This window comes from Natrinema halophilum (assembly GCF_013402815.2).
Classification (GTDB): domain Archaea; phylum Halobacteriota; class Halobacteria; order Halobacteriales; family Natrialbaceae; genus Natrinema; species Natrinema halophilum.
On sequence record NZ_CP058601.1, the window covers coordinates 3,708,834 to 3,733,589 of the forward strand.

The following is a 24,756-nucleotide window of genomic DNA, read 5'->3' on the forward strand; positions in this document are numbered from 1 at the left end:
CGCCCTCCGTCGAGGAAACGGCGAACTACTCCAGTGAACGTTTCGTCTGGTGAAATTCCAGTCGACGTTCGATTACGTTGTGTGGTATTGTTCTTCACAGTGAAAGCCAGCGGAAAGTGCGACCAAAAGCGCGATGTGAAAATTCGATTAAATCTCGCATCGAATTACCTGCAGGAAGACTTCAGACGGTGATTCGACGATCGCCCCTTCGAATTCTAACGCGGACCGGTCGGACATCGAGTCGATCGTTCCGTGACGCAGGGGTGGTCGATCGTTACCCCTGTTTCGATCGGTTTCGCCTCCGAATTTCGCCCGTTCTATTCAGACAGCGAACTAGTTCTCGATTCGATAGATCCTCGAACAAACAGGATTATCAGAAATGGTAATGGGCGGATGAATTTTTTGAGGGGTGAGGGTTAGGATGTATGTAATGGCTATTGACGAGGCCGACCAGTCGGATACCGGAGACTTTTCTGAGGGGGAAGAGTCCGACTCAGTGTCGGAGGAGGAACGGTCCCAGAAGGAAGATCCCGTGTCAAATTCGGCCGTTCGGGTCGGCGAATACTCGTGGGAGGAGTTCATGGACGAATACGGGTACAGCGACGAGGTTTCCGTCCTCTATCCGGACGATCCCGAACCCGCCGAGGCGGACGACCAACTTGGACTCGATACGAACGAGGGTCATTCGAGAGTCCCGAGCGGCGATGACTGGACTAACGTCGAGTTCGATCCGACGGCGTATCTCGGCCACCACCCGGACGACCTCGTTGATACTGTTCTCCCGACCGCCGGCGACAACGCTGATGCGCTCTGGGAGATCTTTCTCGAGTACGTCGATCCGGAGACGACGCCCGTCGTCAAAGATACCTGGACCTGGGAACACTACAAATGGGAGTATTACTACGAGGACGACGGGAGCCGACCACGGGACTCCGACGGAGAGATCGTCCATCACGACGAGGAAGACGCCCTCGGATTCGATCCCGAGACGCTCGAGGGACGACTCGCAGCCGGTAAGGACGCCGCGTTAGAACTCGACGACCTCGTCGAAGAACGAACCGTCAACGTCCAGGACGACTTAGACGAAGACGAATTCTTCTCCACTGCGGCCGGGAATACCACCGTTTCCAACCGCTACGACCTCGAGAAGGCGGTCCCGCTCGAGAAAAAGACGCACTTCCGCGAGGTCGAGCGCTACTGGGTAAACAAACCCTACGCTTACGTCGTCATCTTCCATTCGGAGAAGGAAAACGAGAAGAAGTACTACATGATCGAGCCGTACCAGAACGAAATCGAGATCGAATTACAGGAATTTCTCTCCGGCAAACTCAGGACGGCGATCAAATATTCCGAGGACGGAATCAAGGAGAAAGCAACAGAGGACGGCCGTCGGACGGTCATCGAGGACGAAACTCGCGGCTTGTTGAAACGGTACGACCTCTTCGAGGCGACTTCTGGAACGACGTCGAAAGGTATTCTGGAGACGCTTCGAGGATTGCTCGACGACGACGAGGACGACGATATCGCGGAAAGCGTCCCGAGTCAACTCGAGGGGATCGAAGTTCGGCCAGAGCCGGTTATCCTCGCGGAGGATCCGGACACGTTAAACGAGTATCAGGTCGAAAAGCTCCTCTATCTTCTCAAACGTGACTTCATCGGGTACGAGCGAATCGACGGCATCAAACACGATATCAACGTCGAGGACATCTCCGTCGACGGCTACAACTCGCCGGTGTTCGTCTATCATTCGGAGTACGAACAGATCATCACGAACATCTATCACGGCGAGGACGAACTCGACGATTTCGTCGTCAAGCTCGCACAGCGCTCCGGAAAAGGGATCAGTAAGCGCCTCCCACAGGTCGACGCGACGTTGCCCGACGGGTCACGAGCGCAGCTCACGCTCGGCAAAGAAGTGTCCGACCACGGGACGAACTACACCATCCGCCAGTTCAAGGACGTCCCGTTTACGCCGATCGACCTCATCAACTGGAATACCTTCAGTCTGGACGAGATGGCGTTCCTCTGGCTTGCCATCGAAAATCACAAGAGCCTGATTTTCGCCGGGGGGACCGCATCCGGGAAGACGACCTCGCTGAACGCCGTCTCGCTTTTCATCCCCTCGAACGCGAAGATCGTCTCGATCGAGGATACTCGGGAAGTCGAACTCCCTCAACGAAACTGGATCGCCAGCGTCACTCGTCCCTCGTTCGCCGACGACGAACAGGGAGACGTCGACGAATTCGATCTGCTCGAGGCCGCACTCCGGCAGCGACCCGATTACATCGTGATGGGCGAGATCCGTGGCGAGGAGGGCCGGACGCTGTTCCAGGTCATGTCGACCGGCCACACCACCTATACGACGTTTCACGCCGACTCCGTCGACGAAGTCCTCAAACGATTCACCACGGATCCGATCAACGTCTCGAAGACGATGTTTACGGCGCTGGACCTGGTTTCGATCCAGACCCAGACGCGCGTACAGGGCCGGAAAGTCCGCCGAAACAAGTCCCTGACCGAAATCAACCACTACGAGGCCGAACACGACGAGATTAACGTTCAAGACGTCTATCAGTGGCAGGCCGAAACCGACGAGTACCTCAAGATGGGTGATTCGAACACCTTAGAGGAGATCCAGTTCGACCGCGGCTGGAACAACGAAAAACTCGAGGATGAATTGTTCAAGCGGGAAGTCATCCTCGCGTACCTCATCAAAAACGATCTCAATACGTACGCACAGGTCGCCGCGACGGTCCAGGCGTTTATCAACGATCCCGATACGATACTTACACTCATCGCGAACGGCCAACTCGAAGACAGTCTCGAAGACCTCCGCGAGATGGAGAGCGTTCTGATCGACGTCGACCAGGAAAAAGAGGAACTCGTTCCGCGGCCCGAGTCGACGAGTGAGACGTACAATCTCTCGATGGACCTCTTGGAGCGCGCCGAGGAATCGCTGTTCGAGGAGTACCGCGGGAAGGTTCCGAGCGGGCTTGCGAGTGCGCTCGGCGACGTCGAAACCGAGAGCACGATCGAAGTCGACCGCGCCGATGCCGACGAGTTCGATTTCGGCGGTGATATCGACGACGGTGCCGACGAGGAAGACTGGGAATTGGGTGACGGATCGACCAGCTTCGCCGTCGATGGCGACGACGGTGACGACGGGCCAGCGTGGCTCAGCGACGACACCGGGTTCGATATCGACAGGAGTGAGAGAAGCGGCATCGGCGCTGCCGACGCCGCAGCCGGTTCGGGAACTGATAGTCCGCCCGCCGCCGCTGCCGGCACGGACACAGCGACGGCAAAATCGGAGCCCGACGGTGAGACATCGGTCGTCTCTGTAGAGACGGATGCCGAGGCAACGGCCGATCGAACCTCGACGACAGGTGACAGTCAGACGCCGGCCGCGAGTCAGGCTGCAGGATCGGCAGGAACCGATGCAGGACAGACTGCGGAACCGATTGCGGACGAATCGACGGTGTTCCCGTCGGACGATGCAGGGGATGGGGATCTTGGCGGGCTGTTCGCCGACATGGGTGAGACGATCGAGGAACTCGACGATCCGAACGGCTCCGGGCAAACGAACGAACCCGTTGACTCGGGAGCGAACCACCAACCGGATACCTCCGGTTTCGACGCCATGTTCCCGGAAAACGATCTCGATTCGATCTTCAATCCAGAGTCGGCCGACTCCGATCCGTCGAGCGACTTCGACGTCCAGACGGACGACGACGCTGGTCAAGCTTCGGGGAAGAGAGATGACGAGTTCGAGCCACCAACGGACGCGTCGGACGATTCGCCGACGGCTTCCGGTTCCAGCACTGGGACCGAGCACGAATCAGAGCGGGGCGAACCACCCCACGACGCTGGGTCGTCACCCGGCAAATCTCCGGAGTCCGAACAGGTCGATGCTTCCGACGACTCGTCTCCAGACAACGAGCCACCGACGATCGATATCGACGAGCGTGCTGTGGACCCACCGGACGATGGCGATTCAGACGACTCGTCTCCAGACAACGAGCCGCCGACGATCGATATCGACGAGCGTGCTGTGGACCCACCGGACGATGGCGATTCCGATCACGAACCGGTATCCGAACAAGCGCCGGAGACGGACAGTTGGTCGCAATCCGAAACCGACCAGGAACGGGACGACGCCCCGTCGACGAGCGATGCGGCGTCCACTGACAATTCCGCGCCCGACGACGGTGAATCCATATTTGGCAACGAGTCAGGGTCGATTTTCAGCGAAGATGACGAAGAAGCGGCCGACGATGGTGGATCGCTCTTCGACAATCGCGACTCGAGCAGTGATGAGGAGTCAATATTCAGGAGCGACGACACAACCGAGAGCAACGACAGAATCTTCGACGCGGAAAGTGACAACAACGATGGGACTGAGGAGGAAGACGAACAATGAGCCTCCAGACCGACAACGCCAGCGGCGCGGGCGTGTCGGCCAGTTCCGATGCGCTTGGTGACCGGTTCTATCCGCTGTACGATCGGCTGTTCGGCGACGATAGCGATTTCGTCGCCGACGTCGAAACGAAACTCGCCCAGGCCCGGATGACCGATACGGTCGAATTATATCTCTCTCGAGCGCTCGGAATCGGTTTTATTAGCGGTCTGACCCTCTGGATTATCGGGTTGATGCTCGGCTACGGCATCTTCGCGATCGGCCTCCTCTCGAACGAAGCGCTCATCGGCATTCCGGTCGGCCACGGACTCGTCCTCGAAATCATCGAAATGCTTCGCATGCCGGCCATAATACTCTCCACAGGCCTCCTGTTCGGGACGCTCGGTTTCGCGATGGGATTCGGATCGATGGTCGCTATCCCCTACTCGCGAGCGTCCGCTCGCAAGCGCGAAATCAACATGCTGCTAACCGATTCCGTTTCGTTTATGTATGCACTGTCGGTCGGAGGTCTGAACCAACTCGAGATAATCGAGGCGATGGCTCAGGCCGACGATACCTACGGTGAGGTCGCAAACGAATTTCAGAGCATCGTCAAAGAGACGGAGTACTTCGACACCGACTATCGAACGGCAATCCGGAATCAGGCCCTCGAGACGCCGAGCTCCGATCTCTCACAGTTCCTGACCGATATGCTCTCTATCGTCAACAGCGGCGGCAATATGGAGAGCTTCCTCGAGGACAAGAAAGAAAAGCACATGCGTACCGCAAAGCAGGAACAGGAACTCACGCTCGAAACGCTCGAGCTATTCGGGGAGATGTACATGACGCTGTCGCTGTTCCCGTTGCTTTTGATCATCATCATGGTCATCATGCAGATGATCCCGAACGCGGACGTCACCAACGAGATGCTCTATATGACCGTTTATGGGCTGATCCCACTGGTTGGAGTTGGCTTTCTCGTTCTCGTCTCGACCGTCAAACACGACGAACCCGGCGACGGCTATCTCTCGATGGGGAACTCCGATCAGCGGACGGAAACCGGTCAGGAAGGTGGGTTGCTGAGCCTCGGACTCGTCGAGCAGTTCACCGGTGACTACAGCGTCTTCGACCGGATCAAGAATCGGGAGGGGACCCACGAGACGATGGTGGTTCTCAGGGAACCACATATTTTCTTTCGCGACCACCCGCTGGTTACTCTCGTGGTGACCGTTCCGATCGCTCTGGTGATCGTGGTGACGGCTATGGTGTCCGGGGCGGCACCGACGTCCTGGGGTCAACTCCTCGAGCGGCCGATCTGGGGGACGTTTCTCTACGTATATCTGCCACTGTACATCACGGCAGTTCCGCTGTCGATCTTCCGAGAGTGGAACGTCCGGTACCGAAACTCCGTCGTTAATAAGCTCTCGGAGGACTTACGAAAACTCTCCAGTTCGAACGACACCGGGCTGACGTTGCTCGAGTCGCTCAAGTCCGTGTCCGATACCACGAGCGGGACCCTGGCTCGCGAGTTCGAGATGATGCACACGAAGGTCAATTACGGAATGAGTCTGAAGGAAGCGCTCGTCGAATTCAATAACAAGTACCACATCCCGAGGCTAGCCCGTACGACCCGTCTGATCACCGAAGCCCAGGAAGCGTCGAACCAGATTTCGAACGTTCTCAGGACGGCGGCGCGTGCGAGTGAGAATCACGACGACATCGAACGAGAACGAAAATCCAGGACTCGAATGCAAATCGTGATTATCATCATGACCTTCATGACTGTTCTCGCGGTGATTGCGATTCTCAAGACGCAGTTCATCGATACGATGTCCGGCCTCAGCGGCGGCGGGAGTGCTGAAGCGAGTTCCGCTGCAGCAGGCGGGAGTGGAATGGGCCAGGCGAACCTCAGCGAGAACGTCGACGTGGATATGCTATCTGTATTGTTCTTCCACGCGGTGACGCTTCAGGCGATCATCTCCGGGTTCATCTGCGGCTACATTCGGGATGCCGACCTGCTGAGTGGATTGAAGTACACGATCGGTCTCTCGTCGGTCGCCCTCATCGGGTGGACGCTGGTGGCATAACATGAGTCGGAAACGAACGCACGACCATGGTCGAGGGACGCGACGGTCGGGGGGCCACCGACGACGGACGATCTCGGTTTGCTTCGATACCCGCGGTCAAACAACACAGGATTTCGCCATCGGAATTGGCATTTTCCTGCTCGCGATCGCCTTCGTCTTCTCGTTTCTTCCGTCGGTCATCACCCCGTTCGATTCGTCGGTCGGCGGAGCGGAGACGGCACAGGCAGACCGGATCGCCGATCTACTGGTTCACAATTTATCGACGCCGAATGAGTCTGCTAATCGGATCAACGAGTCGGATTTCGACGCCAGGTATTCGAATGCAGATCTGAGTACGGAACTCGGGCTTCGGGCGAGTGACAGCGGCGATGCCGTCTACGACCACGTAAACGTAACCGTCGAAACGTTCCAGGGCGAAGACGTCAATACCAGTACGCTGTCAGGAGGGGATGTCTACGACAACCAGTCGGCAGCGAGCGCCGCACGCATCGTCACGATAGAGGGAGATCCGGCCGAATGCGATCCCGCTTGTAGACTCGTCGTACGGGTGTGGTGACACCATGACTGGATCTACCACTCGAGAGACCGAATCGAACGCTGAAACGGATCGCGGACAGGCCTACACCCTCGAGGGATTCATCGGTGCGATGGTGGTTTTGATGGCCGTCCTGTTTGCGTTGCAGTCGGTCGTGCTCACGCCGACGACGGGGGGATTAACCGATCGGTCGGTCCAGGCACAGATTCACCAGGAGGCACAGGATGCGCTACTCGTGTCGAACCAGGACGGGAACCTCTCCGAAACGATTCGAAACTGGGACAGTGAGGGCGGGTTCGAGAACGCAAGCGAGCCGTTCGCGCCCAATGAAAGCCATCAAACCTACTCCGCGACGGACTTCGGCGGCGAATCGGAACTCGGACGGATATTGAACGAGCGATTCACCGACCGTGGCTGGAGTTACAACGTCCACCTCTATCCGGAGACCGGCGAGCGGAAGACGCTGGTCTATCAGGGGAGCCCACCTTCGAGTTCCCTGGCGGCGAGTTACACCGTCGTGCTGTACGACAATCAGACCTTAACGAGCAGTAAATCGGGAACGCTAGAAGCGGCGGCGGAAGCCGATGAAGAAACCATCCCGCTACGGAATGGGAGCGACGAGACGCCCATCTACAACGTCGTGGAAGTTCGGGTGATACTATGGTAAGCGAACGTCGTGAGCGCGCACAGGTGATCCTCATCGGCGCGATCGCCCTTGCGTTCATCATTCTGGGAATCGTCGTCGTCTTCAACGGCGTTCTCTATACCGAGACGCTGTCTTCGGGGAGTGCAAGTCAGAGTGCGAGCAACGCCGACGTGGTCGAACACGAAGTCGAGCAAAGCATCGGCTGTTTGCTCACAAAGGTCGACGAGTCGGGCGGGCTCGTAGACAATGCAGAGGATAACATCACTGTCTTTCGAGACGCCTATCGAAACAGCAAGCTCGAGTCGACGACGGCGGCGGTAAACATCACCAGTATCAACGTCACCGTTGGTGGTGGGACAACGCAGGCTACCGTCACGATTACATACGACTCGGCCGAGCTCAGTTACGAACGGAATCAAACGATCGAAGCGGGGTGTCCGTGACGTGACTCGAATCGAGAACAATGCCGAAAGAGATCGTGCGGTCTCGATATCGATCACGCACGTCATGACCGTCGGTATCACGACGATCCTCATCGCGATGTTACTAACCAACGCCGGAACGATGCTCGACACCCAGAAAGACCGCAGCGCCGAGGCGTCGCTCGAGACGATCGGCGAGCGACTGGCAGACGAGATCGGAAACGCAGACCAGATCGGGGCACAGACCACGGACAACGTAACCATCAGGACCGACCATCCGCGGACGGTGGCGAACTCCAGATACACCGTGACGTTGCGTGAGGACTGTGAGGCGCCGCTACTCGATGGCTCCACTGACTGTGTGAGGTTGACGGCACATGCTACCGACGCCGTCGCGTACGTCCCGATCAAGACCAACGCGTCCGTCGACGGCGGGAGTTCGACGACTGGCGGGACGATTACGATCGTTTACGAAAGCGACACGATATCGATCGAGGACGGGACTCAATGAGACGGAGACGCCACGAGACGACGAAGCGAGGGCGAACCGACGACCGGGCAGTCACGGATATGATCGCGTTCATTCTGGTCTTTGCGACGATCATCGGCTCCGTTGCGCTCCTGTCGACGGTCGGATTTCAGACGATGGCTGACTATCAGGACGGCGAGAAACTACGCAACGCAGAACGGGCGATGGAGTCACTCGCGGTGAACTTCAATGCGGTCATGCGACACGACGGCATCGATCGCCGGTACGGAGAACTAGCGCTCCGAGATGGATCGGTTTCGACCGGATCAGGGGGGACGAACGTCACGATCCTGCTCAACGGCAACTCGAGCAACGTCTCCGCAAACCCCATCGAACTCGGGGCATTCACGTACGAAGCCGGCTCCGATACCATCGCGTACGAAGGCGGCGGTGTCGTTCGGGCCGGCGAAACCGGCAGTGCTGTCGTCAAACGACCACAGTTGATGTGTCATCCCGAGGCCGAGACGGCCGTTATTTCGCTGACCGCGATCAACGCGACCGACCGGTCGATCAGGAGCACCGACGGACTCGGCTTTACGATGACCGAACGTGATCGCGAAACCCAGTTCGAGGACGGGGTTACGAACGTCTCGATACGGATGAACACGTCCTACGTCCGAGCGTGGGAGATGTCGTTCGAGCGATCCGGCTGGGAGACGACGAAATCGACTAGCTCGGACTTGCTCGCCACCTGTGAAGACGACCCTGACAACCCGGTAAACAGCGTCGCAATCACGGTCGTCGAAGCAGACGTCGAATACTGAGCCTGCTGTGGCCGGGTACAACCGTTCAGAGTTGAAACGGTTCGTTCTCAGTCTTCGGAATCCCAGCCTCCCGATACCATCGCTCGTAGCCCGACTCGAGCGGACAGCGCCTCGACGCGGTCGGCTCGGTCGTCGTCATCGCCCGCAGTGTCGAGATAGAGGCCGTTCGAGAGTCGTTCCGGCTCCGCCATTGGCGAACCATCGGACCGAGCAGGTTCGTCGTTCAACACAGTGACGGTTGCGTCGTCCGGACTCCATGGAACCTCGACACCGGCGAGTCCGCGCCCGAGGAGATACTCGGTTGCCTCGACGAGCGCCCCTCGGGACGTCGAGTGGCCGATTGCGCCGATGGAGCCGCGGTCGTTGAAGAAGCGAACGATGTATTCCCCACCCTCGTCCGGTTCGGTTTCCGTACCCTCGCCTGCTTCGTTTTCCTTCCCTTCAGGACGTCCCTCGAGATCGGTGTCACCGGCGGTTCCGCTCGAGTCGTCGTCCCGGCTATCGGAGCCCGACTGCTCGTCCGCGGCTGTCGGTTCCGCTTCACCTTCCGTCTGCTGGAATCGGGTGCCGTTGCGCTGCTCCTCATCGTCCTTTCGTCCGGATGAGTTCGGTTCTCCGGTCTCGACAGGATCGTCGGTGCGTCGTGCGTCACCGTTCTCGCCCGACCGACCCGACGTCTTTCCGTCGGTGGTCGGCGATCGCCCGTCGTCCGTGATCGTCGACTCGTCGAACCGGATCGCTACGTCCGTCGCGGAATCTGGGCGTTCCTCTCGGTTCTTGGCGAACGCCACCACGAGTCGGTCGAGAAATCGGTCGGTGGCGGATTCGAACTCGCCGGCGTATATTTCCCCCTGGACAGTTGCAGCCGTAAGTCGGTCGACGATCGATTCGATGAGTTGCGATCGTTCGACGGCGAGTTGTCTGGCAACGTGGTCTCGCGCGTGCTGCTCGAGTCGCCGGCTGCAAGCGTCCCGCGAGTAGGTGGCGATCACCTGCTGGCTGTCGGCGAGTTCGGCGACCTCGAGCACGTGATACTCGATGTCCGTCGTCCCGGCCAGCAGCAGATACTCTCGACCGTTCGTGTAGATCGCCCGGTCGACCCCCGTCCACGCCATCGCCTGCCGGAGCGCGTTCGCTCGGGGCTTCTCCAGGGATTCGTCGTACGCCTCGACGGCCACGAACAACGCCGGGACCGAGTCGATTGTCGGGACGTACTCGAGATGGGTATCGTCTACGGTTCGTTCCACCACGCACGCGTCGGCGCGGGGGTCCCAGCCGAGCGCCTCGAGAAAGGGCTCGACGAGCCAGGTACGGGTCTCCCGTCCGTCCGTTGGCGGCGAGGAGTCGACCAGCGCCGCGACGCGGTCGACGAAGGGGGCGAGGTCGATCGATGGCATTCAGTGAGAGTTTGTACCGAACTAGTATGTAACACACGGTCGTCTCGGTCGAGAATCGATGCCGTGGCGGTGTCAAAATGGAGTGATCGGTATGGTAACGGCCTCTCAGACTTCGTACGGGCGCTTTACGATTCGGGGCTCGAGTTTGCCTACCGACTGGGGCTCTCGATATCGGTTCTCGGGGCTTCGCGCTGGTAAATACGCAGGCGGGCCTCACGAACGGTGAACGACGACTGGAGATTTGGCGGAATGGTCTCGGCTTTGCCGATGACGAGATAGCCGTTCGTCCGAAGCGATCGCGCGATGGTCTCGAGCATCGGCTCCTTGTACGCATTGTCGATGTAGATGAACAGGTTGCGACAGATGACGAGATCGAATCCGGACTGTGGTTCGTCGTTGATCAGGTCGTGACGCTTGAATCGAACGTTCCGTTTCACATCGTTATCGATCCGATACGTCCGCCCGTCGACATCTACGTACTGGCTGTAGTTATCGAGAAAGGAGAGTTGATCGTCCAGGTCGACGGTTCGAGACTCCTCGTAGACGCCCGCTCGGGCAGTCTCGAGTGCCGGTGCGCTGATATCGGTTCCAAGAATATAGACGTTGGATTCGTCGATCTGGGGATCGTCGTGTGCGAGCATCGCCAGCGAGTACGGTTCTCGGCCGTCGGCACACGCCGCGCTCCAGACTCGAACGGGGGGACTGTTCGCGGAGAGCCTTCGAAGGACGACTCGGATTCCCGACCAGACGTCGGGATTCCGAAAGAACCCGGTGACGTTGATGCTCAACGCCTCGAGTAGCGCCTCCTGCTCGTCCGGTTCAGATCGCAGCGTTTCGAAATAGGCGTCGTACGTGTCGTTTTGTGTGCGCCGCATCCGCGAGGAAACGCGCCGGTCGAGGTAGCTGTCGTTGTAGTGGCTCGTTGCAAAAGCCAGTTCGTCCTCGACGAACGCGAGGAGGTCGTCGAACGCTTCGGATCCGTCGCTGTCGTCGGTATCGCCGTCGGTACCGTTGTGAGCGGTACCGGCGTCGCCAGCGTTGCCGCCGATCACAGTTCCGTCACTCCCGTTTCGCCGTTCGAGGTCTTCACCACGAGTGACCCCGATCCGGGCGTGAACTCGACGGTTCGACCGTGTTCGCCTCCGACGTCCTCTGCCTCGAGCGGGACACCGAGCTTCTCGAGTTCTTCTTTCGCCGCGGCGATGTTTCGTTGTCCGACGCCGTCGCCGAAGCTTTCGAACTCGAACATATCGCTGCCGCCGGCTATTTTCGCTTCGACGGTTGTGTAGTTGGCACCTTGCTCGACCATGCGACGGAGAAGTGCACGGATCGCCGTATCGGCGTATTTTCCGGGTTTGCGATCGCTGTTGTCCGCGGCGTCGCCGTCGGGAAGCATGACGTGTGCCAACCCACCGATCTCGGACTCGGGATCGTACAGCGCAATGGCGAGACACGAGCCGAGCCCGTAGGATTTGAGCGTGTCGTCGCCGTCACTGACGACCAGTTCGGAGATACCGACCTGGACGGGCGTCGGTGCGCCTGGTTCGGTTCCGTACGTTTTCATGCGTTATCGACTTCCTGAAACTCCGCCGTCGTCGGCGTTTCCTCGATCCGATCGACGTCTAGGTTATTCAACGCGCGTTCCAGATCCGACTCGTCGGGAATCGCGTACACTTCACAGTCGAACTCGCGTCCGTCTGCCATGACGACCGTGTCGAAAACGAACGCGAAATCCTGATTTTCGCCGAGTTGAATGATGACCGGATCGACGGCTGCAGCGCCGATATCGTGGATAAATTCCGGCGTCGAGTGGTCGATCGTCGTATCGAGGACGTTCGCCCAACCGTCGAGAAATCCGCTGGCCATGATGTTGCCTAATTCCGTGATCGCACTCGTTCCCATCTCGCCGAAGCCGTCTTCTTCGACCTCCATTGGAACCATCGCGTCGACGATTTCGTGGGCCGATTCCTCGTCGAACAGGAAGAGGAGGTATCCACTCGGCATTCCGTCGAATTCGAACGCGACCCCGACGAGTTTTTCGTTGGCCACCTGTTCCGGGATTGCTTCGAGCGAAACGAAGTTCAATCGGCGTATTTCGACGCTTGTATCGATCCCTGTAAGCGTGGTCGCGGTCTTGGCAATCTCTTCGGCGCCGCGTTCGGCCATCCGGTCGTAGCCGTCGAGTTTGTCGTACTCGATGCCGTCGCTGGTACGTAATCGCTCCAGGAGCGTCGACATCGACTCGCGTTTCGGAAAGAGATAGTGGCTGAAGCCGACTTCGGTGCCGACGGTTTCGATCTGGCTCTGGAAGAGCAAGGCGAGGTCGTCTGCGGCCGGTGCTTCGTCGATGTCGCCGAAAAACGGCTCGGCGGTTTTGCCCTCGACGAACTCGGGCGTGGAAACGTCGATGACCGCCTCGAGGACGTCGGCCCAGCCGTCGATGAACCCGCTGTTCATGATATGGCCGACTTCCGTCGCAGCGCTTCGCGTCATCTCGTCGAATTCGTCGATGTCGGACGCATCGTCAGCGTCCGGACCGGCTTCGGCGAGCAGCGTTTCGACGACTCTGAGCGCGTTCTCACGTTCGAAGACGACGACGGAATAGCCCTCGATCGCGCCGGTCAGTTTGACCCGCACGCCGACTTTTTCCGTCGAATCCTCGAAGTCGCGACGGATCTCCTGGCCCCGCATGAAGTTGAGTTTCGTCACGCCCACCTGCGTCTCGACGCCCAACATATGGGTGAGCCGCCCCGCTGCGAGTCCGGCTCCTTCTCGAGCCATCTGGTAGAACGTACCGAGTGCGTTAACGTCGAGTTTCATGCAGGTTGGACTTCGATCCCGTTGACCATTTCGACGAACTCTTCGAGGTCGGGGAAGGCATAAATTTCGGCTTCGATCTGGTAGCTAGGAACAGACAGGTCGGAGTCGAAAAAGAGGGCGAGGTCGTCGCCACCAAGGCTTGCTGTTCGAGTGACGATGTCCCCAGTCGGCGCATAGACGAGTTGCGGCGCGGCGATATCGATCGCCCGTCCGAGGACGTCGGCCCAGCCGTCGATAAACCCACTGGCCATCATGTTCCCCATCTCCTCGACGGCGCTGCGGGCCATCTTGCCGGAGACGTCTCCCATGTCGTCGACTACGTCGCGCAACATGATCGCCGTGATCTTCTTTGCGCTCGCTTCGGGGAAGAGGATGAGGATGTGTCCGTGAGGCGGGTCTAGCAATCGGACGCGGACGCCGACCCGCTTTCCGCCGTCGAGTTGTGACTCGATGTCCTCGACGTCGATGAAATTGGTCTTTGTCACCTCCATCTGGGCGTCTTCGCCTGTCAGCTTGCTCATGTTGTCGGCGACGCCGTTCGTTCCGACCTTCGCCATTTCGTTTATAAAGCTCAACTTTCGAATGTCGACCATCATCGTCATAGATTCCTCCGTCTGTGTTGGTGTTCACGTTCGTTCATAGTGTCGTCACATCCAGTATGTTGACTACTTCCCCTCGTCCCCGTACCGTCGCACCGCTGAGCCCCGGAATGTCGCTCATGAACCCCTCGAAGGGTTTGACGACGACTTCCTGTTGGCCGCGGACGCGATCGCAGTGCAAGGCTACTTCACGGACTTCTCCGCGGATTCGAACGACCATTCCGTCGCCGTTCGCAGCGGGAGCCGGCGTCTCGAGGACGTCGGCCAGTTGGATGACGGGGTAGTCGCCGTCGTCCCTGGGGAGGACGGATTCACCGTCTGCCGTCTCGAGAGCCGCGGCACCTTCGATTTCGCGAACGGCCTTTGCCGGAACGCCGAACTCCTCGCCGCCGCATTCGACGAACAGAATTTCGTCGATCGCGACCGAGACGGGGAGTTGCATCGTAACGGTCGTTCCCTCGCCTTCTGTGCTGTCGATCGAGACCGTCCCATCGAGATCTTCGATCGTCCGTTTAACGACGTCCATCCCGACCCCCCGGCCGCTTACGTCGGTCACCTCGTCGGCCGTCGACAGACCTGCGTGGAAGATGAGGTCGTACGCGTCCTCGTCGGTCATCTCGGCAGCCTCGTCCTCGTCGAGGATGTCAGCCTCGACGGCCTCGGTTCGGAGTCGGTCGGGGTCGAGCCCGCCCCCGTCATCTTTGACGGTGATGGTGGCGCGGTCACGCGACCGTTCGGCGTGAACCTCGACGGTTCCCTCTCGGGGCTTATTTGCGTTCTCGCGCGCTTCGGGGGGTTCGATTCCGTGATCGACGGCGTTACGAACCAGATGGATCAACGGGTCTCCGATCCGATCGAGGATACTCCGGTCGAGTTCGACGTCTTCGCCGACCATCTGGAAGGAGACTTCCTTGTCTTGCTCACGGGCGATGTCGCGAACGACTCGCGGTAGACGGTTCGTTACCGTCCGCAACGGTACCAGACGGATGTTCATGACCGTTTCCTGAAGGTCCGTCGTCAGATCCGTCAGCGAGCCGAGTTCGGTCTCGAGCGCTTCCCCATCGTCGTCGGCCTCGGCCGCATGGCGGAGGCGAACGCGACTCGTCACCAGCCCCTCGACGAGAGTGAGCAGCGAGTCGATCTGCTCGACGTCGACTCGTACCGACTGAATCTCGTCGGTCTCGGCGTCGGTGTCCGGCCGGTCGCCCGTCTCGGGGATGGTGAGATCCGGAATCTCCAGTTCGGGCTCCTCGATGATCCGTACGGCATCGTCCTCGTCGCCCTCGTCTGCACCGGCCGAGTGGTCGTCGAACGACGGCGCAGACTCGGCACTCGAGTCATCGTCTACGCTCGAATCTTGCGTCGGCGCGTCGAGTCCGCCGCTACCTATGTCGAACTCGTCGGTTCCCTCGAACACCTCGTCGTCGAGTTGCTCGTCGAAGTCGCTCTCGAAGCCGTCGTCTGCCGGTTCAGCATCGGAATCGACGGAGTCCGCTGTTGACTCGTCGAACGCGTCGTCGTCGAACGCGTCGTCGTCGAACGTGGCGAAGTCGCCCTCATCATCGTCGAATCCGTCCTCATCGTCAGCCGAGGAGACAGACATATCGCTGAAGCCCGCCGTCGGATCGAATTCGTCGTCGACGTTCGCTCCGAACGAGTCGCTTGCCGCAGCGTCTTCCGTCTCCTCGGACCCCATCGTCTCGTCGATCTCGAGGTCCATCTCATCAGTCGTCCCGAACGCAGCAGCGTCATCGATCGGCTCGTCGTCAACCGTGTCGAACTCAGCAGCGTCATCGATCGGCTCGTCGTCAACCGTGTCGAACTCAGCAGCGTCATCGATCGGCTCGTCGTCAACCGTGTCGAACTCAGCAGCGTCATCGATCGGCTCGTCATCGGGCGTCGCTGTGACTTCATCGTCGATCGGCTCGACAACTTCGAGGTCGTCGGCACCGTCAGCCTCGTCGACACCGTCGTCAGTTACAGAGGTGTCGTCGGTTGTCGTCTCGTCGTTATTTTCGGCGACAGCCGTCTCATCTACAGACGCTCCGTCCGGGCCTGTTTCGGCTGTCACTTCGTCGTCGAGCTCGAGGCCAGGGAGTTCGGCCGTATTTGCAGTCTCGGTACCCGCCGTCGATTCGGTCGTCTCGTCGCCGGGCATTACGGAGGTCGAGTCTGGCTCCTCGGATTCGTCAGTTGGGTGGGTCGATGATGCAGCGTCGACAATGTCGCTGTCCGGTGCTGTCTCGACTGTATCGTCGGTCCCGGTTTCCGACGCTGCCGAAGCGGCATCGGCAGGCGTCTCGAGGTCATCTTTGGTATCCTCGGGAGTGACGTCAGTGCCACTCGTTGCTACCGTGTCGACATCGGCGTCGTGGCCATCGTCAGTTTCGTCGGCAGTGACGTCATCGTCAGCCCCTGCGTCCACGAGAACGTCGTCGACGTCGCTTTCGGGCGGTTCCCCGTCATCGAGGAACGAGTCGTCGGCGTCATCGCCGAGGAGTTCGTCCATGTCGACTTCCTCTTCGTCGTCGAACTCGTCGAATTCGAGTTCCGCGAGTTCGTCCTGTAGCTCGTCGAAGCCGACCATTTCGACCTCGTCTTTGAGCTCGTTGAAGACCGCGCTGGCGTCTTCGACTTCGTCGGCGTCCTCGGCCGCCTGTTTCGCATCGGCCGCGGTCCCGTCGTCGGATGCCGCATCGGCGTCTGCTGTCCCCGTGTCCGACTCGGACGTTGTCTCTGCGGCATCCGGCGGTTCGCCCGGTCCGGACTCGAGATCGTCGACGGCTTCCCCGTCGAGGAGATCGTCGAAGGAACCGGCCTCACCCATGTTCTCGAAGGCCGCGAGCTCGTCGTCGTCGACCTCTTCGACCATCTCGTCTAGGTCGTCGAATTCGGAGAATTCGTCGAGGAGATCGTCGACCTCGAGGTTTTGGGCGTCTTCGGACGAAATTCCTTCACCTGATACGGCCGCGTCCACAGCACGTTCCGCAGCCGATTCCCCATCGTCACCATCGAATCGATCCGTTACGTCGACGATTTCGAAATTCTCGACTTCCTCGACCGGCTCGAGGCCGGACGCGATCGCTGCCTTGCCGACTGCGGTGGCGAAGACGGCGTCGAATCGACCGTCGTAGTCAGCGGCTTCGATTCGCTTCTGAGACGGGACGGTGCCGATCAGATCGAACGCATCGATCAAGGCGTCGACGACTAATTTTCCGTTATTGACGCCCTCACGGTCGGCGATCGCCAGACGGGCGAGATAGACGTCGTGTGTATCGTCGGCTGGCGGATCGAACCGCGAGCAAACGTCGTCTATCTCGGCGGCCGATATGGAGACGTGCCCTGTCGCCGCTTCGTCCGTCGCATCCTCGAGGTAGATCCGAAGCGCGTCGATCGTCGCCGTCGGATCAGTTTCGATTTCCCCGGTGGCTGCGACCTCGCTGATCATCGTCTCGAGTACGTCGATGGCATCGAAGACGACGTCCATCAGTTCTGGCTCGACGTCGAGTTCGTCCGCGCGGACGGCATCGAGCAAATCTTCTATCGCGTGGGCGAGTTCGCTGGCCGACTCCAGGCCCATCGCCCCGCAGTTACCCTTGAGCGTATGGGCGATCCGAAAAATGCTCTCCATCGCCTCCTCGTCGTTCGGATCCTGCTCGAGAGTGAGCAACGCGTGGTTCAGTTCTGTGATCCGTTCTTCGCTCTCCTGAACGAAATCTGTCAGATAGTCAGTCATCGTTCTCACCGTCCGTCCTGAACGCGTCGACGATCGCGTCGACGATTCCGTTTGCGGGTGCGACCGTATCTACACAGCCCGTTTCGATTGCCTGACAGGGGATGCCAAAGACCGGACTCGTCTCTTCGTCCTGTGCGATCGTCTGGCCGCCAGCAGCTTTTATCGCCTCGATCCCGGCTGCGCCATCGCGGCCCATACCGGTCAAGACGACGCCACAGAGCGCGTCAGAAACCCGCTCGGCAGCACTGATCATCGTAACGTCGATCGCCGGTCGGACGCCGTGGAGCCGGTCGTCGTCGTCGAGTTTTAGACGAAGCGCGTCGCCGACGTTGCTCGCGACCTCGAGGTGGAAGTTACCCGGTGCAACCGCTGCTTCGCCGGGCCGGAGTCGTTGTCGGTCCGTTGCTTCGCTAACGTCGTATGCGCTCAACGAGTCGAGACGCGTGGCCAGACGCGTCGTGAATTCCGGGGGCATGTGCTGGACGACCAGTACCTTGGCCTCGAGGTCGGCGGGTAGCCGTTCGAACAGTTGTTCGACGATTTTCGGCCCGCCGGTCGACGCACCGAGGATGATAGTCGGTGCGTCTGCACAGTTGCCGTCGACGGTAACTGGAGTCGCGTGTTCGTCGAATTCGACTGCCGGTGCGATTCCGGGGGTCGTGTCTGGCTCGCTCGTTCCGCGATCACGGGCCAGTGGGGCGTCGGAACTGCCTCCGGCGACGGCGTTCCCAGCCCCAGCCTCGGCACCGGCCGTACTCATAGTCGCTTGGCCAGCGTTCTCGGGCTGGTCTGTCCTCGTTGCGTAGGCTGTCGCGGCGGCATGAGCGAGCGCTACGGAGGAGACGTCTGCTTCCGCGAGGTCGTCGACCGTTTCGACGACCTCGTCGACTAGATGTGCGATGTTTCGTGACCCGGAGCCGTCGGGCTTCTTGATGAAATCCACGGCGCCTCGCTCCAGTGCGTCGAGCGTGGCCTCGGTACCGCGTTCAGTGTGGGCACTGAGCATGAGGATCACGGTCGGATTCCTCGCCATGATTCGTTCGACGGCATCGATACCGTCCATTTCCGGCATTTCGACATCCATCGTTACGACATCCGGCTCGAACGTGGTGGCGAGTTTGACGCCTTCAGATCCGTTTTCGGCCGTTTCGACGTCGTAGCCAGCCTCGGTGAGCGCGTTGCCGATGACTGTCCGCATAAATCTCGAGTCGTCGACAACGAGTACTCGCGTCATGCCGCAACGACGTCTGAAAGGGCCTTTCTGACGCTGGGTTCCTCGAACGGTTTCGTGACGTAGCCGTCTGCGCCAGCCTTCACGGCGAGTTTCATTTTCTCACGCTGTCCGACACTCGTACACATGATGACGCGAGCGTCCGGATCGATCTTTTTGATCGCCGCGGTCGCCTTGATACCGTTACATTTCGGCATCACGATGTCCATCATGACGATATCGGGATCGTGTTCTTTGTACAGTTTAACGGCTTCTGCTCCGTTGGACGCCTCTCCGAGAATGCGGTAATCCTGCTCCATGATCTGTCGCAGTAGATTCCGCATAAAATGAGAGTCGTCCACGATGAGCACCCCTGTCGACATTCAGTAGTACACCAAATTTTGGTAGAGATACAACTACCATAAATGCTGTCTCTCGATTATCAGACATGATAAACGTCGAATATTCCCCGGAGACCCGCTCAAAACGGCCAATCGGGAATGTATGTGACCGGTACTCAGGCCTGGCCTGATGCCAGCAGTAGCCGGTCGACGTCTATCAACGCGGTCGCCTCGACGATGATTTCCTGTGGTGTGTCGTCTGATTCCTGACCGTCCTCTTCGGTCGATTCCATCTCGAACGTTTCGCCCATCGACCTGTCGAACTCGCTTTCTGCTTCCCGAGCCGGTGTCAATGCCGCCGACCCACTGACTCCGGCCATGCTACTGGAAACCTCATTGGTACTTTCGACGCCTGCACTCCGTTCGTCCGGTTCGTCCGTCACCGCGTTGTCGATCTCGGTGCGACCCTCTCGTTCCTGCGTCACGAGTGCGACGACGAGCGGGTGCTCGAGCGCGTGGCCGGTGAGTTCGCTGTCGTCGAGCGAGTCGTCGTCGATCACGTTGCTCTCTGGGATCGTTTCGACGCCGATGACTTCGTCGACCCGAATCGCGGCCGATTGCTGGTCGTTCGGCCGATCCAGGACGAGCAGCTGTTCCCGTCCTGCTCGGGACTCGTTCACCGGGAAGTGGACCTGTGGATCGATTACTGCAGTAATCTCGCCTCGAAGGTCCATCAGCCCCTCGATAGCGGGTGGCGACCGCGGTACTCGCGTCAACGTTGCCGGCGGTTCCGTGAGGGTCCGGACTTCGTCGACCGGGAGTGCGAGTCGGTGTTCGCCCACGCCGACGAAGACGAATTGAGCGAGTTCCTCGTGCTTGCCTTCCTCATCGTCTCCGCCCCCGTTCCCGTCCCCGTCCGGGGTACGGTTTGCGTTGTCGATATCGATTCCGAGGAGCTTTTCAGAGAGGTCCGGGGCCATAGTCCTGTTCGTGTATCAAGTTCCATCAATAAAACGTTGACTCCCCTCCTCAAGTGATACGTTGGTCCGTCATCTCGGGAGGGCGTCGTTTGCCTGTGCGAGAACGAACCGCTATCCACCGTTTTGGTGTGTCGCTTTGTTTGTCCTGACATACAATTTGAATCGCACGCGCACGTGTCTCGTTCCGTTTCGGAAAGCAATCCCTTCGATCACGATACCGGCTCGTGCTCATCGGTCGTCCCGCGATGGTGATGCCAGTGGATGAACTGCTCAAGCGCGTAAAAGAAACAGAATCCGGTGATGAGAACGAGAAACAGCGGTACGGTGTCCGCGGTCCCCGGCACTTCGATAGCACGCGGGAGGTGGTGGAGAAACGCCCCACCGATCAGCCCCTGCGGCGAGAGCGACCAGTACCGAAAGGGCCTGATCAAGCGATTCCTCGTTCACAAATACGCCACGGTACCGATCCAGGCGAGAAGATTGATCAAGAACGTCGATTCGATGATCCAGATCAGCGGACCCACGATCGATAGACATTGGTCACAGGTCGCTCAGGCAGTTCCGGCGCTGCGGACGGTTCTGTCGTTTGTGAGGTAATCGTATACGGCCCCAAGTGTTAGACCGTAGACGAGATATGCGGCTAACGTGATGGCTGATAGCGTGACGGTTTCGACAATCGTCCGATCAGCGACGGGGCTTCCAGAGAGGACGACGACGTAACCCGTCCACAGGACGAAACCGAAGACCACGCCGTGGGCGGCACCCGTTTCGCCGGGGATCGCCCAGGTAAACCCACCGAAGAGGAGCGGCCAGGCAAGGGCAAAGAGTCCGCTATACGAAACGAACAGCAGTCCCGCTGCCATCGGACTCCCTCCCTCACAGTACGGCGGTCCGCCGATCGCACAGAAACTCGTAAACGTAACGAATACGAAGAGGTCGGAACCACGGAGCAGCGCGTCCACGCCGAGTAAAAATATCGTGAGGACAACCGTGGCAGCCAGGCCGCCGCCGATACTGCTTCTGATGGGCCCCATAGCAACAGACTGCGCCGCCAAACGCTATAAAACCACAGCGGATTGATAGCTTATCGTCACACAGAAAAAACCGTGACAACTGCAGCCGCTCAATCTTCGACTGATAGCCGGTCCTCTACTGGACTGACGTCCCTTGCGGTGATCGTGTCTTTTTGTTGTTATTCTGTCGGTGAACGCGAACTCACCGTCTCGCTGTCTAACTGACGCCCGCTGGTGATATCCGACTCGCGTCAACCCGTCGGGTTCGATCGCAAAGGCGTCACGGTCGAGCACGAAAACGACGACTCAGGCGAGACGAGAGAGCAAGCGGCTGTGATCTCGGATTTCGTATAGCGATATTCGATATACGGTGGCCGGATAGTGATCGATGCGCCCTCTCGCCACGTTCCGCTGGCCGCTCTCGTCGGTGACGACGCGATAGCAGCCGTCTGATTTGTGCCGGAGAAGAACGCGGCCGAATCGTTCCAGTGATACCCCCAACAACGAACGCCGAATGACCGACCGGCGGTATCAATCGAGACCGTTCGGTGTTGGTGTGGGAGGAGGAACATTCTCACCGGTCGCGATCAGCGACTGGAGGTGGGTGTCGGGACAGGTGACGTTGGGTATCTGTGGAAGCTGCCCCCTCGCTCCGTCACGAACGACGCCGTTGGCCGTCCGCTGTAATCGGACATCTCTCGAGTATCAGTCGAGGACAAACGGTATTGGCCCTCTCCACGCCGTACCCGTCGTGGACCCCCATCATGGGATCGGCTGGTGCAGCCTTCGAGGTTGGAGCCCGCAGTTCCGACAGAACCGCCAGCATTCCGGAGAATCAACTCGATTTGACTCCATCGGGAGGGCTACGGCGATCGACGAAGTCGTCCGAAAACTGAGGAATTCCGTGATCGGGAGAGACGAAGTCTCTCGGATGACTCCCTCCAGCAGGGCTCTTGGAAATCTCCGATTTTCTCGACATCGGGGGCGGCTTCTCTGGCACGCCGCTCGGTAACTACGGCGGGCCGCTTGCCCGCAGGTGCTGTTTGTCGACTCTGGCCTTCCCCTCGATTCGCGCTTGACGACACGGATATGCCTAATACCGTGTGTTTCACTTGGGACTACCCATTTGCCCATCAGGACGTGGTTCTCGAGGAATAGCGAATTATAGTTTGATCCGTCTCTTCCGGGACCGTAAACCCCGGGTGTAGCCTCGTCATCGACCCGTTTACGATCAGACGCGCGGTCGACGCCCATCCACACAATGAGATCGATTAGACATCTTCGTGACCGGCCGATGTGCAAAATAGTCGGCACAGAGTGTGGCTTTCGACTACCCTTCCTGGGAACTGTACTGGGCTGCCAACCTCGGCGTTTCGATTGCCTGAGTCGGATCGGTCCGCTGACTGGGGGCCGGAGCGGCCGCTCTTTCTCGTTCTCTCCGGCCACGGCATTCGATAGCACCTGGCTCTGATTACGGTGACGGGATCGCCGTATACCTGCCGCCGATTCGAAATCCGGGTGTCGATAGGACACCGACCGGCATCGACATCTCCCCGGTCGGACGACGATAGAACGCCGGTCGGGTGCCGATCGGACTGAGCGGCCGACCACGTCGGTAGCTGTGCCCAGCCTCACGGTTCCGCTACCCGTTACTAACTGGTGCTGTGCGCTCGAGATCGTCTCCGGCCGAAACATAGAATCACCGATCGGCCGCCGGAGAGAATATGTCCCTCCGCATCGGCGCTAATAAATCGTATAATGGTATACCGAATCTCCGTTCGATATCGGAAATTTCGGAACTACCCCGGCGTCGTTTAAGAGCCTCGAGGCCGAACCGGTCGGGTGTGATCGTCGACGGCCGCGTCTTGCGCGAGGATTTCGTGCCCAGCGAGGTGGTCCACCGCCACGACGAGGTGAACCTCCTCTCGGAGGCCCTCGAGCCACTGCTGTACGATGAGAGGCCGGATCCCGCCTTCCTCTTCGGGCCGACGGGCGTCGGCAAGACCTGTATCGCTCGCTACACGCTCGCACAGTTGCGCGAACAGGAGCCGACGGTGCGGGTCGCGTACGTCAACTGCTGGCAGGAGTACACGCGCTTTCGGGTTCTGTACAGCATCCTCGAAGCGGTCGACCGTGCGGTCGACGTCCACCGGTCGACGCCGAAAGACGAACTATTCGACCGACTCTCCCGGGCGGATGATGGATCGATCGTCGTCATTCTCGACGAGGTCGATCAACTGGAGGAAACGAGCGCGCTGTACGATCTTCACCGGTTACCGCACGTCTCGCCCGTTTTGATCGCCAATCGCGAGGAAGAGCTATTCGCGAGCTTCGACGATCGAGTGAGATCGCGGTTCCACGCCGGCACTCGAGTCCGATTCGACCGATACGGCACCGCCGAGCTCGCGGCGATCCTCGCGAACCGATCCGAAAAGGCCCTCGAACCGGGTGTCGTAACCGACGCGCAGCTTCGAACGATCGCCGACGCCGCGTCGGGCGACGCGCGCGTCGGTCTCGGCATCCTCCGGTCGGCCGCTCGCCGTGCGGAGCGCCAGGGACTCGCGTCGATCACCACCAGTGCACTCGAGGCGGCAATTCCGGATGCCCGGACGGCGATCCGTCGGAAGACCGTCGAGGGTCTGATCGAGCACCAGCGAGTGCTGTACGACGTGATCGCCGAGGCGGGCGAGATCGAGCCAGGCGACCTCTACGACGTGTACGAGAAGCGAGTCGAGGAGCCGAAAACGAACCGGACGCTGCGAAATTACCTGACGAAGATGGTTCACTACGACCTGATCGAAGCCGTCGGCGAGCGGCGCGGACGGACGTACCGCCTCGTCGACGAAAACAGCGAAATCACCGGGCAGGACGAAGAGTCGGAGATCGATCCGGCAAGCGACAGCCGGTAGCTCGCCGGTTCGGGATCGCAGCGGTTCGAAGGGTGAACGTGTGGAATCAGCGATCGAAACCGGCTGATATCGTCGGGCTGGGGATGGTATGGTTCGAGTTACTCGTTCCCGACGAACTGGCGGTCGATGCGGTCCGAAATAGGCTGGCTGACGCCGGTGTTTCGATCTCCGAGATCGGGACCGAACGCGGCTTCGAGGTCGCAGATCCCGACGGGAACAGGATTCGGATTCGGATTCGGATTCGGATTCGGTCCGATGCGTGATCACACGGGCGCGTTTCGGAATCGGAATCGGTAACTCGAAATCGGCCCCGAGAAGCGCTACAATCGCCTATCCCGGCGATTAACTGAGTTTCGGAATTATCGGAAAACG

At 59.5% G+C, this 24,756-nt stretch carries 20 protein-coding genes; 9 read left to right on the forward strand and 11 right to left on the reverse strand.

Features of this window, described 5'->3' with window-relative positions; all coding sequences use genetic code 11:
• The first annotated feature begins 430 nt into the window (after positions 1-430).
• Genes HYG82_RS38615 through HYG82_RS38645 form a run of 7 tightly spaced genes read left to right on the forward strand, consistent with a single transcriptional unit; the run spans position 431 to position 9,379 of the window.
• Positions 431-4,420 carry an ATPase, T2SS/T4P/T4SS family gene (locus HYG82_RS38615; protein WP_179263133.1) on the forward strand — a complete coding sequence of 1,330 codons (3,990 nt, stop codon included), beginning with the start codon at positions 431-433 and terminating at the stop codon, positions 4,418-4,420.
• Positions 4,417-6,483 (forward strand): type II secretion system F family protein, encoded by a 2,067-nt coding sequence (locus tag HYG82_RS38620; RefSeq protein WP_179263135.1) that lies wholly within the window; start codon positions 4,417-4,419, stop codon positions 6,481-6,483. The genes HYG82_RS38615 and HYG82_RS38620 overlap by 4 nt, the downstream gene beginning before the upstream one ends.
• Before the next feature lies 1 nt (position 6,484).
• Positions 6,485-7,039, forward strand: coding sequence for a DUF7287 family protein (locus HYG82_RS38625; RefSeq protein ID WP_179263137.1), 555 nt, complete (start codon positions 6,485-6,487; stop codon positions 7,037-7,039).
• A gap of 4 nt (positions 7,040-7,043) precedes the next feature.
• Positions 7,044-7,685 carry a DUF7288 family protein gene (locus tag HYG82_RS38630; protein WP_179263139.1) on the forward strand — a complete coding sequence of 214 codons (642 nt, stop codon included), beginning with the start codon at positions 7,044-7,046 and terminating at the stop codon, positions 7,683-7,685.
• On the forward strand, positions 7,679-8,107 hold the full coding sequence (locus HYG82_RS38635; RefSeq protein ID WP_179263141.1) for a hypothetical protein: 429 nt from the start codon (positions 7,679-7,681) through the stop codon (positions 8,105-8,107). Before HYG82_RS38630 ends, HYG82_RS38635 begins: the two co-directional genes overlap by 7 nt.
• A gap of 1 nt (position 8,108) precedes the next feature.
• Positions 8,109-8,597, forward strand: a complete 489-nt coding sequence (locus HYG82_RS38640; protein WP_425495366.1) for a DUF7266 family protein — start codon at positions 8,109-8,111, stop codon at positions 8,595-8,597.
• Complete coding sequence (locus HYG82_RS38645) at positions 8,594-9,379, forward strand: DUF7289 family protein (RefSeq protein ID WP_179263143.1); 786 nt, start codon at positions 8,594-8,596, stop codon at positions 9,377-9,379. The genes HYG82_RS38640 and HYG82_RS38645 overlap by 4 nt, the downstream gene beginning before the upstream one ends.
• A 47-nt stretch (positions 9,380-9,426) precedes the next feature.
• Here HYG82_RS38645 and HYG82_RS38650 read toward each other — a convergent pair whose 3' ends face one another.
• From HYG82_RS38650 to HYG82_RS38700, 11 genes are all read right to left on the reverse strand, one after another.
• Positions 9,427-10,776 (reverse strand): putative sodium/potassium/calcium exchanger, encoded by a 1,350-nt coding sequence (locus HYG82_RS38650; protein ID WP_179263145.1) that lies wholly within the window; start codon positions 10,774-10,776, stop codon positions 9,427-9,429.
• 149 nt (positions 10,777-10,925) lie between these two features.
• Positions 10,926-11,828: a CheR family methyltransferase gene (locus HYG82_RS38655; protein WP_179263147.1), complete on the reverse strand. Its 903-nt coding sequence runs from the start codon at positions 11,826-11,828 to the stop codon at positions 10,926-10,928.
• Positions 11,825-12,340, reverse strand: a complete 516-nt coding sequence (locus HYG82_RS38660) for a chemotaxis protein CheD (RefSeq protein WP_179263149.1) — start codon at positions 12,338-12,340, stop codon at positions 11,825-11,827. The genes HYG82_RS38655 and HYG82_RS38660 overlap by 4 nt, the downstream gene beginning before the upstream one ends.
• Complete coding sequence (locus HYG82_RS38665; protein ID WP_179263151.1) at positions 12,337-13,596, reverse strand: chemotaxis protein CheC; 1,260 nt, start codon at positions 13,594-13,596, stop codon at positions 12,337-12,339. Before HYG82_RS38665 ends, HYG82_RS38660 begins: the two co-directional genes overlap by 4 nt.
• A complete protein-coding gene (locus tag HYG82_RS38670) occupies positions 13,593-14,198 on the reverse strand; it encodes a chemotaxis protein CheC (RefSeq protein WP_179263153.1) in 606 nt (201 codons plus the stop codon). The genes HYG82_RS38665 and HYG82_RS38670 overlap by 4 nt, the downstream gene beginning before the upstream one ends.
• A 34-nt stretch (positions 14,199-14,232) precedes the next feature.
• Positions 14,233-17,931 carry a chemotaxis protein CheA gene (locus HYG82_RS38675; protein WP_179263155.1) on the reverse strand — a complete coding sequence of 1,233 codons (3,699 nt, stop codon included), beginning with the start codon at positions 17,929-17,931 and terminating at the stop codon, positions 14,233-14,235.
• Complete coding sequence (gene cheB / locus HYG82_RS38680) at positions 17,924-19,165, reverse strand: chemotaxis-specific protein-glutamate methyltransferase CheB (RefSeq protein WP_179263157.1); 1,242 nt, start codon at positions 19,163-19,165, stop codon at positions 17,924-17,926. The genes HYG82_RS38675 and cheB overlap by 8 nt, the downstream gene beginning before the upstream one ends.
• Positions 19,162-19,524 carry a chemotaxis protein CheY gene (gene cheY / locus HYG82_RS38685; protein WP_179263159.1) on the reverse strand — a complete coding sequence of 121 codons (363 nt, stop codon included), beginning with the start codon at positions 19,522-19,524 and terminating at the stop codon, positions 19,162-19,164. Before cheY ends, cheB begins: the two co-directional genes overlap by 4 nt.
• A gap of 134 nt (positions 19,525-19,658) precedes the next feature.
• Complete coding sequence (locus HYG82_RS38690) at positions 19,659-20,462, reverse strand: chemotaxis protein CheW (protein ID WP_179263161.1); 804 nt, start codon at positions 20,460-20,462, stop codon at positions 19,659-19,661.
• A gap of 209 nt (positions 20,463-20,671) precedes the next feature.
• Positions 20,672-20,893 (reverse strand): ZIP family metal transporter, encoded by a 222-nt coding sequence (locus tag HYG82_RS38695; protein WP_179263163.1) that lies wholly within the window; start codon positions 20,891-20,893, stop codon positions 20,672-20,674.
• Between the two features lie 120 nt (positions 20,894-21,013).
• Positions 21,014-21,496 carry a DUF6789 family protein gene (locus tag HYG82_RS38700; RefSeq protein ID WP_179263165.1) on the reverse strand — a complete coding sequence of 161 codons (483 nt, stop codon included), beginning with the start codon at positions 21,494-21,496 and terminating at the stop codon, positions 21,014-21,016.
• A gap of 1,823 nt (positions 21,497-23,319) precedes the next feature.
• Here HYG82_RS38700 and HYG82_RS38705 point away from each other — a divergent pair.
• Both HYG82_RS38705 and HYG82_RS38710 read left to right on the forward strand, forming a co-directional pair.
• Positions 23,320-24,384 carry a Cdc6/Cdc18 family protein gene (locus HYG82_RS38705; RefSeq protein ID WP_179263167.1) on the forward strand — a complete coding sequence of 355 codons (1,065 nt, stop codon included), beginning with the start codon at positions 23,320-23,322 and terminating at the stop codon, positions 24,382-24,384.
• An 83-nt stretch (positions 24,385-24,467) separates the two neighbouring features.
• Positions 24,468-24,647 carry a VOC family protein gene (locus HYG82_RS38710; protein WP_179263169.1) on the forward strand — a complete coding sequence of 60 codons (180 nt, stop codon included), beginning with the start codon at positions 24,468-24,470 and terminating at the stop codon, positions 24,645-24,647.
• The last annotated feature ends 109 nt before the right edge of the window (positions 24,648-24,756 follow it).

Bases quoted from the DNA above. Each gene is read 5' to 3' on its own strand.
- HYG82_RS38700 (WP_179263165.1), bottom strand. From the start codon at position 21,496: ATGGGGCCCATCAGAAGCAGTATCGGCGGCGGCCTGGCTGCCACGGTT.
- HYG82_RS38675 (WP_179263155.1), bottom strand. From the start codon at position 17,931: ATGACTGACTATCTGACAGATTTCGTTCAGGAGAGCGAAGAACGGATC.
- HYG82_RS38625 (WP_179263137.1), top strand. From the start codon at position 6,485: ATGAGTCGGAAACGAACGCACGACCATGGTCGAGGGACGCGACGGTCG.
- HYG82_RS38660 (WP_179263149.1), bottom strand. From the start codon at position 12,340: ATGAAAACGTACGGAACCGAACCAGGCGCACCGACGCCCGTCCAGGTC.
- HYG82_RS38645 (WP_179263143.1), top strand. From the start codon at position 8,594: ATGAGACGGAGACGCCACGAGACGACGAAGCGAGGGCGAACCGACGAC.
- HYG82_RS38710 (WP_179263169.1), top strand. From the start codon at position 24,468: ATGGTATGGTTCGAGTTACTCGTTCCCGACGAACTGGCGGTCGATGCG.
- HYG82_RS38665 (WP_179263151.1), bottom strand. From the start codon at position 13,596: ATGAAACTCGACGTTAACGCACTCGGTACGTTCTACCAGATGGCTCGA.
- HYG82_RS38650 (WP_179263145.1), bottom strand. From the start codon at position 10,776: ATGCCATCGATCGACCTCGCCCCCTTCGTCGACCGCGTCGCGGCGCTG.
- HYG82_RS38690 (WP_179263161.1), bottom strand. From the start codon at position 20,462: ATGGCCCCGGACCTCTCTGAAAAGCTCCTCGGAATCGATATCGACAAC.
- cheB (WP_179263157.1), bottom strand. From the start codon at position 19,165: ATGACGCGAGTACTCGTTGTCGACGACTCGAGATTTATGCGGACAGTC.
- HYG82_RS38670 (WP_179263153.1), bottom strand. From the start codon at position 14,198: ATGACGATGATGGTCGACATTCGAAAGTTGAGCTTTATAAACGAAATG.
- HYG82_RS38630 (WP_179263139.1), top strand. From the start codon at position 7,044: ATGACTGGATCTACCACTCGAGAGACCGAATCGAACGCTGAAACGGAT.
- HYG82_RS38620 (WP_179263135.1), top strand. From the start codon at position 4,417: ATGAGCCTCCAGACCGACAACGCCAGCGGCGCGGGCGTGTCGGCCAGT.
- HYG82_RS38635 (WP_179263141.1), top strand. From the start codon at position 7,679: ATGGTAAGCGAACGTCGTGAGCGCGCACAGGTGATCCTCATCGGCGCG.
- cheY (WP_179263159.1), bottom strand. From the start codon at position 19,524: ATGTCGACAGGGGTGCTCATCGTGGACGACTCTCATTTTATGCGGAAT.
- HYG82_RS38615 (WP_179263133.1), top strand. From the start codon at position 431: ATGGCTATTGACGAGGCCGACCAGTCGGATACCGGAGACTTTTCTGAG.